General features: G+C 58.1%; 11 protein-coding genes. 9 read left to right on the top strand and 2 right to left on the bottom strand.

Going from position 1 to position 15087, the window contains the following annotated elements; translation table 11 throughout:
• Nucleotides 1-58: 58 nt before the first annotated feature.
• Both FIV03_RS11015 and FIV03_RS11020 read left to right on the top strand, forming a co-directional pair.
• Nucleotides 59-1030, top strand: coding sequence for an MBL fold metallo-hydrolase (locus tag FIV03_RS11015; RefSeq protein WP_152509569.1), 972 nt, complete (start codon nt 59-61; stop codon nt 1028-1030).
• 141 nt (nt 1031-1171) lie between these two features.
• Nucleotides 1172-2521, top strand: coding sequence for a lamin tail domain-containing protein (locus tag FIV03_RS11020; RefSeq protein WP_152509570.1), 1350 nt, complete (start codon nt 1172-1174; stop codon nt 2519-2521).
• Between the two features lie 83 nt (nt 2522-2604).
• Here FIV03_RS11020 and ctrA read toward each other — a convergent pair whose 3' ends face one another.
• The gene (ctrA, locus tag FIV03_RS11025; protein ID WP_031270498.1) at nt 2605-3297 is read right to left on the bottom strand and encodes a response regulator transcription factor CtrA; all 693 of its coding nucleotides are present in this window, start codon (nt 3295-3297) and stop codon (nt 2605-2607) included.
• A gap of 405 nt (nt 3298-3702) precedes the next feature.
• On the opposite strand from ctrA, the gene fliI reads away from it, so the two are divergent.
• From fliI to FIV03_RS11040, 3 genes are all read left to right on the top strand, one after another.
• Nucleotides 3703-4995 (top strand): flagellar protein export ATPase FliI, encoded by a 1293-nt coding sequence (gene fliI / locus FIV03_RS11030; RefSeq protein ID WP_229005925.1) that lies wholly within the window; start codon nt 3703-3705, stop codon nt 4993-4995.
• Between the two features lie 28 nt (nt 4996-5023).
• Nucleotides 5024-5431, top strand: a complete 408-nt coding sequence (gene fliJ / locus FIV03_RS11035; protein ID WP_023003403.1) for a flagellar export protein FliJ — start codon at nt 5024-5026, stop codon at nt 5429-5431.
• A 208-nt stretch (nt 5432-5639) separates the two neighbouring features.
• The gene (locus FIV03_RS11040) at nt 5640-6074 is read left to right on the top strand and encodes a paraquat-inducible protein A (RefSeq protein ID WP_055661214.1); all 435 of its coding nucleotides are present in this window, start codon (nt 5640-5642) and stop codon (nt 6072-6074) included.
• A gap of 87 nt (nt 6075-6161) precedes the next feature.
• On the opposite strand, the gene FIV03_RS11045 is transcribed toward FIV03_RS11040, so the two are convergent.
• The gene (locus tag FIV03_RS11045) at nt 6162-7277 is read right to left on the bottom strand and encodes a DUF2336 domain-containing protein (protein WP_152509572.1); all 1116 of its coding nucleotides are present in this window, start codon (nt 7275-7277) and stop codon (nt 6162-6164) included.
• A gap of 298 nt (nt 7278-7575) precedes the next feature.
• On the opposite strand from FIV03_RS11045, the gene FIV03_RS11050 reads away from it, so the two are divergent.
• The 4 genes from FIV03_RS11050 to FIV03_RS11065 all read left to right on the top strand — a co-directional run bounded on the left by FIV03_RS11050 (nt 7576) and on the right by FIV03_RS11065 (nt 15043).
• Nucleotides 7576-9879, top strand: coding sequence for a mechanosensitive ion channel domain-containing protein (locus tag FIV03_RS11050; RefSeq protein ID WP_209009936.1), 2304 nt, complete (start codon nt 7576-7578; stop codon nt 9877-9879).
• 171 nt (nt 9880-10050) lie between these two features.
• The gene (gene glpD / locus FIV03_RS11055; RefSeq protein WP_152509573.1) at nt 10051-11571 is read left to right on the top strand and encodes a glycerol-3-phosphate dehydrogenase; all 1521 of its coding nucleotides are present in this window, start codon (nt 10051-10053) and stop codon (nt 11569-11571) included.
• 76 nt (nt 11572-11647) lie between these two features.
• Nucleotides 11648-13141 carry a glycerol kinase GlpK gene (gene glpK, locus FIV03_RS11060; protein ID WP_152509574.1) on the top strand — a complete coding sequence of 498 codons (1494 nt, stop codon included), beginning with the start codon at nt 11648-11650 and terminating at the stop codon, nt 13139-13141.
• A 297-nt stretch (nt 13142-13438) separates the two neighbouring features.
• Nucleotides 13439-15043 carry an ABC transporter substrate-binding protein gene (locus FIV03_RS11065; RefSeq protein WP_023003397.1) on the top strand — a complete coding sequence of 535 codons (1605 nt, stop codon included), beginning with the start codon at nt 13439-13441 and terminating at the stop codon, nt 15041-15043.
• Nucleotides 15044-15087 lie beyond the last annotated feature (44 nt).

Consider the following 15087-nt stretch of genomic DNA (forward strand, 5'->3'; position numbering starts at 1 on the left):
CTCGGGGTGTTCGACTGCGGGACTGTTTTCATGAATCGGAATTGCAGGGAGTGGGAATATGACCGAGATAAAAGTTGAACTCACACGTCGCGCGGCGCTTCTGGGAGCAGGTGGTGCGCTTGCCGGGGCAAGTCTTGCCGGAACCAACGTTGTCCATGCGGCTGCAGAAAAGCAGGCCTCTGTGCCGGCGCCGGTTGCCCGCTATTCCGTAGGCGGGTTCGAGGTGACCACTCTGCACGACGGTGCAGTCTCCCTGACCGAACCGCAGAAGACCTTCGCCATGAATGTGGACGCGGATACATTTTCTGCGACCAATGCCGATAACTTCCTGCCCAACGACAGTTTCCAGATCAGTTTTACGCCAACGCTCGTGAACACGGGCAGCGAACTGATCCTGTTCGACACCGGCAATGGCGAAGGTGCCCGGCCAGGCCGCGGCAAGATGCGCGCCGCGCTGGAAAATGCCGGATACACGCCGGAGCAGGTTGACGTGGTGGTGCTGACGCACATGCATCCCGACCACGTCAGCGGTCTGATGGAAGGCGGCGCGCCGACCTTTGCCAATGCCCGCTATGTGACCGGGCAGAGGGAATATGACTTCTGGGCGGCAATGGATGCCGAAGCCAATGGGGTGACCAAGCTGATGGCGAGCCACGTCAAACCGTTGGCGGAGAAAATGACTTTCCTCGATGACGGCGGCAGCGTAGTGACAGGTGTCACCGCGATGGCTGCTGCAGGTCATACCCCCGGTCACATGATCTACATGCTTGAAAGCGACGGCAAACAGCTTGCCATAACGGCGGATACCGCCAACCACTACGTCTGGTCCCTGGCGCATCCCGAATGGGAAGTGCGCTTCGACATGGACAAGGAAGGTGCCGCGGCCACGCGCAAGACCGTCTTCGGCATGCTGGCCGCCGACAAGATCCCGTTCGTGGGCTATCACATGCCGTTCCCGGCGGTCGGCTACGTGGAGACCAACGACAGCGGCTTCCGTTATGTCCCTGCGTCTTATCAGCTGCAGCTCTGATCCTGCCATCGCAAGTGCGGAAAGGCCGGCGGCAACGCCGGCTTTTTTGTATTCGCCGGACAGTTACGAGTTTTCGTCTGGTAGTGAAAATGTCATAAACGTGTGAAAGCCTACTTCTTGTTACTTCAGGTTGAGGTGCGCATGTCAGACCATATCTACCAGGCCATTTGGAACGAAGATGCCGACCGATTCAGCGTCAGCACGCGCAACGTGGATGGCGACTGGACGGACATGACAGCCGACATTCTGCTGGACGAGCAGGTGAAGGCCAAAGGGTCTCGCCAGATCGACCTGGCGGCGAACCCGCTCTTTGCCCGGGTCGATTTCGACAAGATGGCGGCGAGCGATCTGTACCAGACTTTCATCCGGCTTCTGGACAACTACGCGGTCCACTTTCGCGATCCGGAAACCATTTCGCCTGCCGAGCGAGACGAGATCGAAGGGTTTCTCGATCTGGTGATTGCAAGTCGGCCGATGCAGATCGCCTTCGAGCATATTTCTGCAGAGCTTGTCAGGGACATGACCACTGAAACCTTCCGGCAGGATCTGTTCCGAATGTGGTTCGAGGTCTACACCAACTTCTTCCGGGGCAAGTCGACCCACTTCTGCACCGGCTTCGAGCATGTTTTTGTCGGCGAGGGCAAATACAAGAAAGGGGCGAATTCCGCCTCGGAGAAGGGCGAAATCTCCGGTTATCACTCCTGGGTGAAATTCGCGCTCGATGAGCTCAACAACCGGGTCGACTACCTTGGCTACAAATACGATCTCGGAGGTCCTGGACCGGAAAATCCCCATGTCGTGACGCTTCAGATGGTCTGGAACCACCAGGACATGACCGGCAACCTTGTCGCTGAGCTCTTCAAGAGCAAGGGTGGATTTTTTGTCGGCAGCAGTCCTGCGTGCGAATTCGCGCTCGGCACGCTTGCCTATTACGAAGGCCTGCACGGCTTGCTCACCAACCAGAAGAAGCGCGTTCAGCTCGGTGAGGGCAAGTTCGATCTGGTGATGTATCACGAGACCACGGCTGATGGCTCGCTGGGACAGCACATCCGCTCATTCTACCCTGTGTTCCTTGGCGACGGCAGCACCCGCACAGACGATTCTGGGAATGTGGTCGTGCGTCCAAGAACCGTTGAAATGCAGAATGACGGTCCGCTTCGCATTCTTTCGGCCCTGCCGAACCCGCCGGGGGATGACCAGGGCACGGAATGGGTGGAGATCTGGAATGCCGGTGCAGCGGACATCGACCTCACGGGCTACGAACTGCGGGACAAGATGGGCCGGCCGCAGCCGGTGGAGGCGGTGGTTCTGATTGCAGGAGCCGTTTTGAAGGTGTCGGTGACGCGGGCGACGGTCCATCACATGCAGATGTCGAACCGGAAGGGGTTGATTACCCTGCATGACAGTTCCGGCGAGATGCTGGCGTCAGTCAATTACGGGCAGGCGGCAGAGGGGGCTGTGCTGACCTTTGCCGAGCGTGCGGTTGGCTAGATCAGCTTTGGCACATCCAACCATCAGCAACAAAAAGCCCCGGCAGTGCCGGGGCTTTTAAAACGTCAACGTCTGATGCTGGATCAGGCGGCTGCTTCGACGTCCGGCTCGCGCAGAACGTAACCTCGGCCCCACACCGTTTCGATGTAGTTCTTGCCGGAGGTTGCAGCTGCCAGCTTCTTGCGAAGCTTACAGATAAACACGTCGATGATCTTCAGTTCCGGCTCGTCCATGCCGCCATAGAGATGGTTCAAGAACATCTCCTTGGTGAGCGTCGTTCCCTTGCGCAGGGAGAGAAGCTCCAGCATCTGGTATTCCTTGCCGGTCAGATGGACGCGCTGGCCGCCGACTTCGACGGTTTTGGTGTCCAGGTTGACCTTCAGGTCGCCAGTGACGATGACCGATTGTGCGTGCCCCTTGGAGCGGCGGACGATTGCGTGGATACGCGCGACCAGCTCGTCCTTGTGGAACGGCTTGGTCATGTAATCGTCGGCGCCGAAGCCGAGGCCGCGAACCTTGTCTTCGATACCCGCGTTACCGGAAAGGATCAGGATCGGTGTCTTGACCTTGGAAACGCGTAGTGTCCGGAGAACCTCGTAACCGGACATGTCCGGCAGGTTCAAATCCAACATAATGATGTCGTAATCGTACAGTTTGCCGAGGTCGATGCCTTCCTCGCCAAGATCTGTCGTGTAGACGTTGAAGTTCTCGGACTTCAGCATCAGCTCGATGCTCTGCGCCGTGGCGCTGTCATCCTCAATCAACAATACACGCATGCCAATCCCCTTGTTCTGCCTTTCCTGGGCAAGTCGCAACGGCTCTGTCGGTGCCTGCTACGAAGGACTGATGTTAACCCCGACTCAAAGCTATCGGTTAATGGTTAACAAAATATGATTCGTAACGGCAAGCTCTGGAGAGAGGAAACTGTGAACAACACTCAACTTATTGAATCCCCAGAAAAAATTCGGATTCACAAATCTTAATGTTGAACTTTAAGAACCGGCGCTAACCGATTCCGTTCAGATTCCTTTCAACAAAGCCGTTTTGACTTCGAAATGGCTCTCGCTTGTCAGCCTTCCAAAGGTTAAGATTAACCAGAGTCGTAAACGATCGGTTACCAAAACCGTTAACGAGGGAAGGAATCTTACGTGAAGGCGCTTTTCGCCGAGATTGATTCGCTCATGCCGACCGAAATTTATGGCCGGGTGACTGCGGTTCAGGGACTTCTCGTCGAGATTGCGGGCCCTATTCACGAAATGAGTGTCGGCTCGAGATTGTTGATCGACAACGGTGAGGATAACCCGAAAGTGCCCGCAGAGGTTGTGGGATTTCGTGAAGGACACGCACTTTGCATGCCTTTTTCCGGGCTCGAAGGCGTGCGAATGGGTTGCAAAGCCGTGATTCAATCGCGTGACAGCGTGGTTCATCCGGCAAACGCCTGGCTTGGCCGAGTGATTAACGCACTTGGTGAACCGATTGATGGTAAAGGAAATCTTGTTCATGGCGGAGTGCCTCGCAAATTGCGAAGTTCGCCTCCGCCGGCCTCCGAACGTAAACGAGTTGGACCGCCCCTGGATCTCGGCGTTCGCGCACTTAATACATTCGTAACCTGTTGCGAGGGGCAGCGAATGGGCATTTTTGCCGGCTCCGGCGTCGGCAAGTCCGTGCTGATGTCCATGCTGGCGCGCAATACAAAGTGTGATGTCGCGGTCATCGGCCTTATCGGCGAACGCGGTCGAGAGGTTCAGGAGTTCATCGAGGACGATCTGGGCGATTCGGGACTGGAGCGCTCCGTGGTCGTGGTCGCGACCTCAGATGAAAGCGTTCTGATGCGGCGGCAGGCCGCCTATCTGACCATGACTGTTGCCGAACATTTCCGCGATGAAGGCAAGAACGTGCTGTGCATGATGGACTCGGTAACGCGATTCGCCATGGCACAGCGCGAAATCGGCTTGTCGATCGGCGAGCCGCCGACCTCCAAGGGCTATACGCCGACTGTCTTCACCGAATTACCGCGACTTCTGGAGCGGGCCGGCCCCGGCAAGGAGAACAGCGGATCGATCACCGGCCTTTTCACTGTTCTTGTGGAAGGTGACAATCACAACGAGCCTGTGGCCGACGCGGTGCGCGGTATTCTCGATGGCCACGTGGTGATGGAACGCGGCATTGCCGAGCGTGGCCGTTATCCGGCAATCAATGTGCTGAAATCCGTGTCACGAACCATGCCGCGCTGCGTGCCGCCGGAACAGCTCCCGGTTCTGCGCAGGGCCCGACAGCTTCTGTCGACCTATACGGACATGGAAGAATTGATCCGGCTGGGCGCATACCGGAAGGGGTCCGACCCGACGGTGGACGAAGCCATCTACAGGTTCGACATGATCGACGAATTCCTGAATCAGGGAAAAGACGAAGCGACATCACTTTCTGACGGGTATGAGCAACTTGCCAACCTTTTGGAAATGACTCAGGGGTAGACTGCCCGTGTTAGGGGAGTATTGAGTAATGAAAACCCGAGACAGTTTGATCCGTTTGAAGCGGTTTCAGGTTGACGAGAAACGACGACAGCTTGCTCAGATCGAGAGCATGATCGCCGAGTTCAACCGTATGGCCGATGAACTCGATGACCAGATCCGGTCGGAGCAGGAGCGGGTCGGTATTACGGATGTCACGCATTTTGCCTATCCGACGTTTGCCAAGGCCGCAGCGGACCGTCGCGACAACCTGCGCAATTCCGCGCATGAACTGGACGACCAGCTGCAACGTGCCCAGGACGAGCTCAGCGAGGCGATCGAGGAGCTGAAGAAGTTCGAGCAGCTGGAAGAGCGCGACCAGCAGCGCGAGCGCACAGCCCAGGAACTGGCGGAGCAGGATCAGCTCGACGAAGTTGCTGCGCGGGCTCGAGGCCGATAACGGCTTACTGAACTCCCCTGGAAGCAGCCGGTCTCCGAATGGGGGCTGGCAGGGCTTGATATACGTTCTTATATTCCTGATCGTTGCTCGCGGCGGTCAGGTTTTGTGCTTTCCGATCCGGGTGATATAGGAATTGGTGCTCCTCCCGGTGTTGCCGGGCGCAGGTGCCGCTACAAGTTTACGCGATAGCCAGGGTACGGCAGTTTCAATGCGATTTTTTCTGGCTTTGCTGCTTCCCGTTTCCACTTTCTCGTTCGCTCTTGGACTGACGCAGCCGCTCATGCGGTTCGAGCGCCTCTATTTTCTGGAAGACCGACCGACGCTGATCGAAATGGTGACCAGCCTCTATCACGAGGGCGATGCGGTTCTTGCCGCGATCGTGGCGCTGTTTTCGATCGGGTTCCCTGCGCTGAAGATCCTTCTGATCCATGTGGCCGTGCTCAGTGGCGCCAAGACGCGTTCGCTTGCGCTCCTGTCGATGGTCAGCAAGTGGTCGATGCTGGATGTCATGCTGGTGGCGCTGGTGCTTTTTGCCGCCAAGACAAGCGGACTGGCGGCAGCCGCCATTTTGCCGGGCCTCTGGTTCTACGCGGCCGCGACCCTGTCGACGGCAATCGCCGCGACGCTTTGTTCCAAAAGCTGAATTCTCGGAAAACGCGGACTGGAAAAAGCGCTGACAAGGTTGCGCTTCGAAAAGTCGGTTGGCGCGAAGCAACGCTGCGCGTTGTCGCTACATTGCCGCGACACGTCCGGGACGATCACCCGTGGGTCTTGGTTTCTTTTCCCGCCGGTTCGCCTGGAAATCACCGCATCGGGATTGTTTGGTCTGTGCCGTGCTGTCGAGAAACTTCTTGTAGGTGGCCGTCCATTCGGAGCCCTGCGTTGCCGGGATCTTCAAGTGGTCGCAGCGAACCTTGGCGAAAAGGGCGAAGGTTGGCGTGTCGAGGCCGGCTTTCTCCGCGGTTCTGAGAACCAGATCCTTCTTGCCGTTGAAGACCGCATCCTTGAGTGCCGTCTGGGCCGTGCGGCCGCGCGCGCTGAGCAGCTCGATCGCATGATTGAAGCGGCCATCCTGCAGCAACAGAATCATAAGCTCGTTGACGGTGATTTCCGCACGCTCCGCTTCCCGCCATAGAAGGGTCATGTCCGGATTGTTGAGGGCATCGCCGAACTCCCGGCGCAGCACCTTCAGTCTTGCGATCTGGTCCAGTTGATCCTGCGACAGGGAACCTTCGATGATACTGCGCAGTCGCTTCTTGGTTTCATCGTCCACAAGCGGCAGCAAGGCCCGGCACACTGCAGGGGAAAGATCGGAGCGCAGGCACAGGTCCTCGCGCAGGACCACGTCTTCCGTGGCGTATTTGACGAAACTCAGCATGGTTTCGCGGGACAGTTTGATCTCGCGGTTGCCGGCCAGAATGCGGTGCACCGGGCGGTCGCCTTTTTCGGCAATGGCATCTGAGACTTCGGGCGAGAGGTCGGTGCGGCGGGCAATCACCTGTAGGTGACTGTTGCTCAACCGTTCGACAAAGTCGATCAGGTCTTCCTGGGTTAGCGCGGGGCTTTGCGCAAGCAGGGGCATGGCCACATTGACGTCGTCTTCGGCGATCTTGCGGGCAAGCTCCGGCGGGGTGTTGACTTGCGAAGCGAGCTTGTGGGCCAGCCTGGCACGATCCCTGGGCGAGCCGACACTGTACAGTTTGATGATTACTTCGGAGAAGATTGCCAGTTCCCGGTCGGTCCGCTCATCGAGGTTCGCGATCACAAGTTCGCTCACCTGCGCGAACAGCCGTCGTCGCGCCTCGTCTGTGCCTTCCTGTGCAAGCTTGATCAAGGACCTGGGCATCCTTCCTCCTCGTCGGGCCAGATTGGCGCCCATATTGTTATTATTACGTTACCCGATAAATGGAGGCTGGCATATTACCTTGCGTAAAGGTGAAATCTTTTTGCGATTTCCAGTGAATCCTTGTTTCTGCTGGTTTTGATGCGGTCGTTACTGCACGGGAAACTTGCGTTTTATAATAGTACCTAAAAAATGTCCGAAGACAGCAGTCTGAACCCTTTTCATCCGCGAGCGTTCCTCCATATTGTCCCTGCCATGGCCGGACCCCCGCCGGTCTTCCTGGAATTGACAAGAGTTTGAAATGAAGATTTTGCGCTGCTGCCTCTTTGCCCTGATGACAATGATGCTTGCCGGGTTGGCTCCGGTTCTGGCTCAGGAAAGCGGGGGGCAGGCCCCGGCGCAAGAGCAAGCGCCGCCGGCCGATGTCGAACAGGCGAGCCAGGCCCTGATAAAGGTCCTGAACGACCCTGAAAGCCGGGCAGCGTTGATCGATCTCTTGCAGAAAAGCACAGGGGACGGTCAGCCTGCTGATGGTGACAGGCAGGTTCCCGGGAATGAAGCTGCAATTCCGGTTCAGGGTATCTCTCAACCCCTGCAGCAGGAAAACTTCGCCCTTCGGATCGGTGAATACACACGGGTTCTGGTCGATGACGCGGGCTATCTCTTGGAGCAGGCAATGCGCTCGTTGAACGGCCTGGTTCTGGTTGCGCGCGGCGATATCCCGGTGAAATGGGACCGGGTCGAGGATATCGCGATCCAGGTCGGCATCGTGCTTCTTGCAGCTTATCTCGGCTTTTTTGCCAGCCAGTTGATCGCGAAGGCACTCTATCCACGCATGTCGCTCTATGCGCGTTACGGCGGTGGGCTGACGCGCAGCTTCATTCTTGTTCTGACATCGGTCGTCGATGCAGTGACTGTAGGCGTCGGTTGGGCCGTCGGCAACGCGGCGGCCCTGGCAAGCTTCGGTGGAATAAATGCAGGCGTAACGCTTCAGGAAAGCCTGGCGCTGAACGCGTTTTTCATCCTCGGCATGGCCAACGTCTCGCTGCGCTTCATATTCGCGCCGGGGCGGCCGGAACTGCGGCTGCTGCCGTTCACCGATGAGAGTTCGCTCTACTGGTACGGCCGTTTGCGGTTGTTCATGTACTGGATGGTCTTCGGCCTGTTCCTGGCCGTGCCGATCGCCAATGTTGCGGTTTCCTTCGTGCTCGGCAACGCCTTGCGGTTCCTCGTCGTGCTTCTCGGGATGATCTATCTTCTGGTGCTGGTGCACCAGAACAGGCACCGGGTGAACGTGGGTGCGCGGGATTACGCCGAGCATCTGCAGAGCGCTCTTGCCAAGCGCGCGCTCGTGCTCGTCGGCCAACTCTGGCACCTGGCTGCCTACGGCTATATCGCGGCGGTTTTCATCATCTGGGTGACCCGGCCGTTTGATGCGACAACCATTATTCTGCGGGCAACGGGTCTGTCGATCCTCACCATCATGGCGGGCATGGCCATTTCTCTGGTCGTCACCAAGGCCATCAAGGGCGGGATACGCCTGCCGGACGACCTGAACCGGACCCTTCCGGCGCTTCAAAGCCGGCTGAACGCCTTTGTGCCGCGCCTTCTGAAGTTCATCCGGTTCGCCGTCTTCCTGGTGACGGTGTTGCTGCTTCTGGAGATCTGGGGTCTGTTGACGGTTGCCGAATGGCTGGTCAGCGAAGCCGGGGTGCAGCTTCTGAGCAGCTACGGTTCTGCCTTCCTGGTCCTGCTCGTCGCTTTCATGATCTGGCTTGCCGTCATGTCGTGGGTGGACCTCAGGCTGCAGTCACGTTCCGGATACATCGTTACAGCGCGCGAACGCACGCTGTTCCAGTTGTTCCGCAATGCATCGACGGTCGTCATCGTGGTGATGGCACTGCTCTTGTCGCTGTCGGAAGTCGGTGTCGATATCGGTCCGCTGATCGCCGGTGCCGGTGTCGTCGGTCTGGCGATTTCCTTCGGTGCGCAGACCCTGGTCAAGGACATCATCACCGGTGCCTTCATCCAGGTCGAGAATGCCATCAACGAAGGCGACGTCGTCACCGTTGCCGGGATAACGGGAACGGTCGAGGGGATCACCGTCCGGTCGGTGCGCATGCGCGATATCGATGGAACAACCCACATCATTCCGTTCTCGTCGGTCGACATGGTGTCCAACTTCATGCGCGGCTTCTCCTATCATGTCGCGCTGATCGGTGTTGCCTACGACACGAATATCACCCACGCCAAGGACGCCATGCTGGAAGCCTTCCGCAGACTGAAGGAAACGGATTTCGGACCCAAGATCATCGGTGATTTCGAAATGCACGGCGTTACCAATTTCGGTGCCAGCTCCATTGATATCCGCGGTCGCATCAAGACCGTCCCGGGGGATCAGTGGGGCGTCGGGCGTGCGTATAACGAATTCGTCAAACAGGTCTTTGACGAACGGAATATCGAAATCCCGTTCCCGCAAGTGACCTATCACGCCGCTACGCCTCCTTTCGTGGAAGACGGGAACAAACCGAAACAGCGCAAGAAGGTTGACGTTTCTTCGACCCAGTTGGAGGACGATGCTCCGGCAGAGGACGGAGAAAACTAGACAGATCAATACCTTGTAGTTTCTGAGTGGTCTATTCAACCCCGGCGGAGGCGCAAGCTTCTTGCCGGGGTGTTTCGTCTTGGTGTGCGAAATTGTTGATTGAATTTCGAGAAGTTTCGTTTTATTTTCATTTTCAATCCTGAGACGCAAAAACACAGGCCGGGGACAGTTATGGCTGCGGATTACGATCTTTTGATCATTGGTGGGGGCATCAACGGAACGGGCATCGCTCGCGACGCGGTCGGCCGGGGGGCTTCGGTTCTTCTGGTCGAAATGGGTGACCTTGCCGGCGCCACATCGTCGGCCTCGACCAAGCTCATCCACGGCGGGCTGCGCTATCTGGAATATTACGAGTTCGGTCTGGTGCGCAAAGCGCTGAAAGAGCGTGAAGTGCTGTGGCGCGCAGCGCCGCACATTGCCTGGCCGCTCCGGTTCATCCTGCCGCACCACAAGGACCTGCGTCCGGCATGGCTCCTGCGGCTCGGTCTCTTCATGTATGACCATCTCGGCGGGCGGGAACTGCTGCCGGCCACAAAGACCGTGCGTCTGGATCAGGCTCCGTTCTCGCAAGGGCTCAAGAAGCTCTTCAAGAAGGGTTTCGAATATTCGGACTGCTGGGTGGACGATGCCCGGCTGGTGGTTCTGAATGCGCGCGATGCGGCTGATCGCGGTGCCGAAATCCAGACCCGAACCAAATGCATCAGCGCACGGCGGGACGGCGACGTCTGGCAGGTCGTTCTGAAAGAACTGGCAAGCGGCGAGGAAAAGACCGTCACTGCCAATGTGCTGGTCAATGCCGCCGGGCCGTGGGTTGCGGACATGCTGAGCGGCGTTACCGGGGCGAACAACAGTTCCAGCGTCCGGCTGGTCAAGGGCAGCCACATCATCGTCAAGCGCCAGTTCGAACACGACCGTTGCTTCATCTTCCAGAACGGCGATGGCCGGATCGTGTTCGCCATTCCTTATGAAAACGACTTCACGCTGATTGGCACGACCGATGTCGATTTCCAGGATGACCTGAGCAAGGTCGAGATCTCGAAGGACGAGATCGCGTATCTGTGCAAGGCGGCGAGCGAGTATCTGGCAAATGCGATCACGCCTGAAGACGTGGTCCATACCTATTCCGGCGTCCGCCCGCTCTACGATGACGGCGCAAAGGATGCCAAGGCAGCGACGCGCGACTATGTGCTTGAGCTGGATGCGGGCGATGCAAAGCCGGCGATCCTGTCCGTCTTTGGCGGCAAGATCACGACCTATCGCAAGCTTGCCGAGCATGTCCTGGAAAAGTTGGAGCCGTATCTGCCTTTCAAGCGCGGGGTTTGGACGGCATATGCGCCGCTGCCGGGCGGTGATTTCAAGGTGAGCGAGTTCGACGCGGAAGTGTCACGCCTCGAGGCCGATTATCCGTTCCTGGACAAGGTCTTCGCCACTCGTCTGACCCGTCTTTACGGCACGGATGCGCGCTTCATACTCGGGGAAGCAAAGACGCTCGAAGATCTCGGCCGCTGTTTTGGCTACAATCTTCATGAAGCGGAAGTGAAATGGCTGGTCCGCCGCGAATGGGCCCGCAGTGCGCAGGACATCCTGTGGCGACGGACGAAACTGGGGTTGCGACTCAGCGGGGAGGAAGCCGCCGAGCTGGACACCTATCTGTCGGCTTATCTTGCGGAGCAGGCCGGCGCTGCGGCATAGTTTTATCAAACGGAACCAGATGACCTGCCGGCCTTGCCGGCAGTTTTCATGACAAGAAGAAAACGGGAGGTGCGCCATGGCCGGATGTGTTTTGGCAATAGACCAGGGCACGACGTCGAGCCGGGCAATTGTCTTCGGCGACGATTTCCATCCAATCAGTGTGGGGCAGCAGGAGTTTCCGCAACACTTCCCGAAGTCGGGTTGGGTGGAGCATTCGCCGGCCGATATCTGGACGAGCACGCTGCGCGTGTGCCGGGAGGCGCTGGAAAAGGCACCGTCCGGTGGCGCGGATGTTGCCGCGATCGGGATCACTAACCAGCGGGAAACCACCCTTGTCTGGGACCGCTCAACGGGCGAACCGGTCTACAACGCCATTGTCTGGCAGGACCGGCGTACGGCCGATTTCTGCGCGAAATTGCGCTCGGAAGGCCGCGAAGGAGTTTTTTCCGCCAAGACAGGCCTGTTGCTGGATCCCTATTTTTCCGGAACCAAGATCGCCTGGATCCTCGACAATGTGGACGGTGTGCGCGAGCGTGCGGAACGCGGTGAGCTTGCCTTCGGCACCGTCGACACATGGCTGATCTGGCAACTCACGGGCGGCAAGGTGCACGCAACCGATGCCACCAACGCTTCCCGGACGCTGATCTACAACATTCACGAAAACAAGTGGGATGAAGAGCTTTGCAAGCTCCTCAACATCCCGCAGAACCTGCTGCCCGAGGTCAAGGACAGTGCGGATGATTTCGGCGTCACCGATACGGAATTGTTCGGCCGGGCAATACCGATCCTCGGTGTTGCCGGCGACCAGCAGGCCGCGACGGTCGGGCAGGCATGCTTCAAGCCGGGAATGGTCAAGTCCACCTACGGCACGGGTTGCTTTGCACTGATGAACACCGGGTCCAAACCGGTCCGGTCCAACAACCGCATGCTGACGACCATCGCCTACAGGCTGAACGGCGAAACCACATATGCGCTCGAAGGGTCGATCTTCGTTGCCGGTGCTGCCGTCCAGTGGCTGCGCGACGGTCTGGGTCTCATCGAAAGTGCCGGCGACACGCAGTCGCTTGCCGAACAGGCGGATCCGAACCAGGACGTCTACCTAGTTCCTGCCTTCGTTGGTCTTGGCGCTCCCTATTGGGACGCGGACGCCCGGGGCGCGCTGTTCGGTCTGACGCGAAATACGGGTCCGAAGGAAATTGCCCGGGCGGTCCTGCAAAGCGTTGGTTACCAGACCAGCGACCTGGTTGAAGCCATGCGGGCAGACTGGCCGGAGGCTGAACAACCGGTGCTCCGTGTCGATGGCGGCATGACGGCATCCGACTGGACGATGCAGTTCCTGGCCGACATTCTGGGCGCGCCGGTCGACCGGCCGACTGTCCCGGAAACGACGGCGCTCGGGGCAGCGTGGCTCGCCGGATCGAAGGCAGGTGTCTGGCCTGGCGCCGAGGCATTTTCGGCAGAATGGAAGCTGGAAAAGCGTTTCGAGCCGCGTTTACAGGAAAGTGAGCGGGCCAGATTGCTTGCCGGATGGCAGGACGCTGTCAAACGAACGCGTTCTACGCAGGGTTGAGAAATTCAGAGGCTCCCGTTATTGCGGGAGCCTTTTGTTTTCAGGCGGTTAGATGAAGCTTGAAAAACGCTGCCGTTGCGGTATTTGTTTCTCGTGAGTTAACGTTGCCGCATTAAAAATTTACGGCAGCAACTCTTACCTAGCAAAAAAATTTCAAAAACATCCTCAAATTAGAAATATGTTGGCAGTTGATTTTCTGCCAAAAAAACGCCTTAGTTTGCGCTGGCTTGGGCTTAACTCCTTTGCGCGATTCAACGATGCAAGGCCCTTGCTCTTCATCAAGGGGAGAACAGTTTGATGAATTTCCAAAAAACCTTGAAGGCATCCCTTCTTGGCGTAAGCCTTGCTGTGATTGCAGCAACCGGCGCTTCTGCAAAAAACCTGGTTTATTGCTCTGAAGGTTCGCCTGAAGGCTTTGATGCTGCACTTTACACCGCAGGCACGACGTTCGACGCTTCCTCCAAGCCGATCTACAACCGGCTTGTCGAGTTCAAGCGCGGCACGACCGAAGTGCTGCCGGGCCTGGCTGAAAGCTGGGAAGTTTCCGAAGACGGTCTGGAATACACCTTCAAGCTGCGTCAGGGTGTGAAGTTCCACACCACCAGCTTCTTCACGCCGACCCGTGAATTCAATGCAGACGACGTGATCTTCACCTTCGAGCGTCAGCTGAAGAAGGATCATCCGTGGCACGAATACACCGCCGGTACCGCGTGGGAATATTTCGACGGCATGTCCATGCCGGACCTGATCAAGGAAATCGTCAGGGTTGACGACTACACGGTCAAGTTCGTCCTGAACCGTCCGGAAGCACCGATGATCGCCAACCTGGCGATGGACTTCGCTTCCGTCGTGTCCGCCGAATACGCAGCGCAGCTTGAAGCAGCAGGTTCCAAGGAACAGCTGAACCAGCAGCCGGTCGGCACCGGTCCGTTCTCCTTCGTGGGTTACCAGAAGGACGCCGTGATCCGTTATGCGGCAAACCCGGACTACTGGGGTGGCAAGCAGCCGGTCGACAACCTGATCTTCGCGATCACTCCGGATGCAGCCGTGCGTCTTCAGAAGCTGAAGGCCGGTGAATGTCACGTCATGCCGTACCCGGCACCGGCCGACATCGCCGACATCAAGGCTGACGGCAACCTGACCCTGATGGAACAGCAGGGCCTGAATGTCGGTTACCTCGCTTACAACACCAAGCAGGCACCGTTCGACAAGCCGGAAGTCCGCAAGGCGCTGAACCACGCGATCAACAAGCAGGCGATCCTCGACGCAGTTTTCCAGGGCTCCGGCCAGGCTGCGAAGAACCCGATCCCGCCGACCATGTGGTCCTACAACGACGCCGTTGAAGACGACGACTACAATCCGGAACTGGCCAAGGAAATGCTGGCAGCAGCTGGTGTATCTGATCTTTCCATGAAGATCTGGGCAATGCCGGTACAGCGTCCGTACAACCCGAACGCTCGTCGTATGGCTGAAGTCATGCAGGCCGATTTCGCGAACGTCGGCGTGAACGTCGAGATCGTTTCCTACGAATGGGGTGAATACCTGTCCCGTTCCAAGGACGAGAACCGTGACGGTGCCGTGCTTCTCGGCTGGACCGGTGACAACGGCGACCCGGACAACTTCCTGGCCGTTCTGCTCGGCTGTGACGGTGTCGGCGGCTCCAACCGCGCCCAGTGGTGCAACGAAGAGTTCGACGCGCTGATCAAGAAGGCAAAGACCGTGACCAGCAAGGAAGAGCGCACAAAGCTCTACGAAGAGGCACAGGTCGTGTTCAAGGAGCAGGCTCCGTGGGCAACCATCGCGCACTCCGTGGTCTTCATGCCGATGTCCTCCAAGGTCTCTGGCTACGTCATGGACCCGCTCGGCGGCCACTGGTTTGACGGCGTGGACATTGCGGAGTAAATCCGCCTAACTCGAAGAGGGCGCTGGCAGCAATGCTGGCGCCT

The organism is Labrenzia sp. THAF187b, assembly GCF_009363375.1.
Classification (GTDB): domain Bacteria; phylum Pseudomonadota; class Alphaproteobacteria; order Rhizobiales; family Stappiaceae; genus Roseibium; species Roseibium algicola.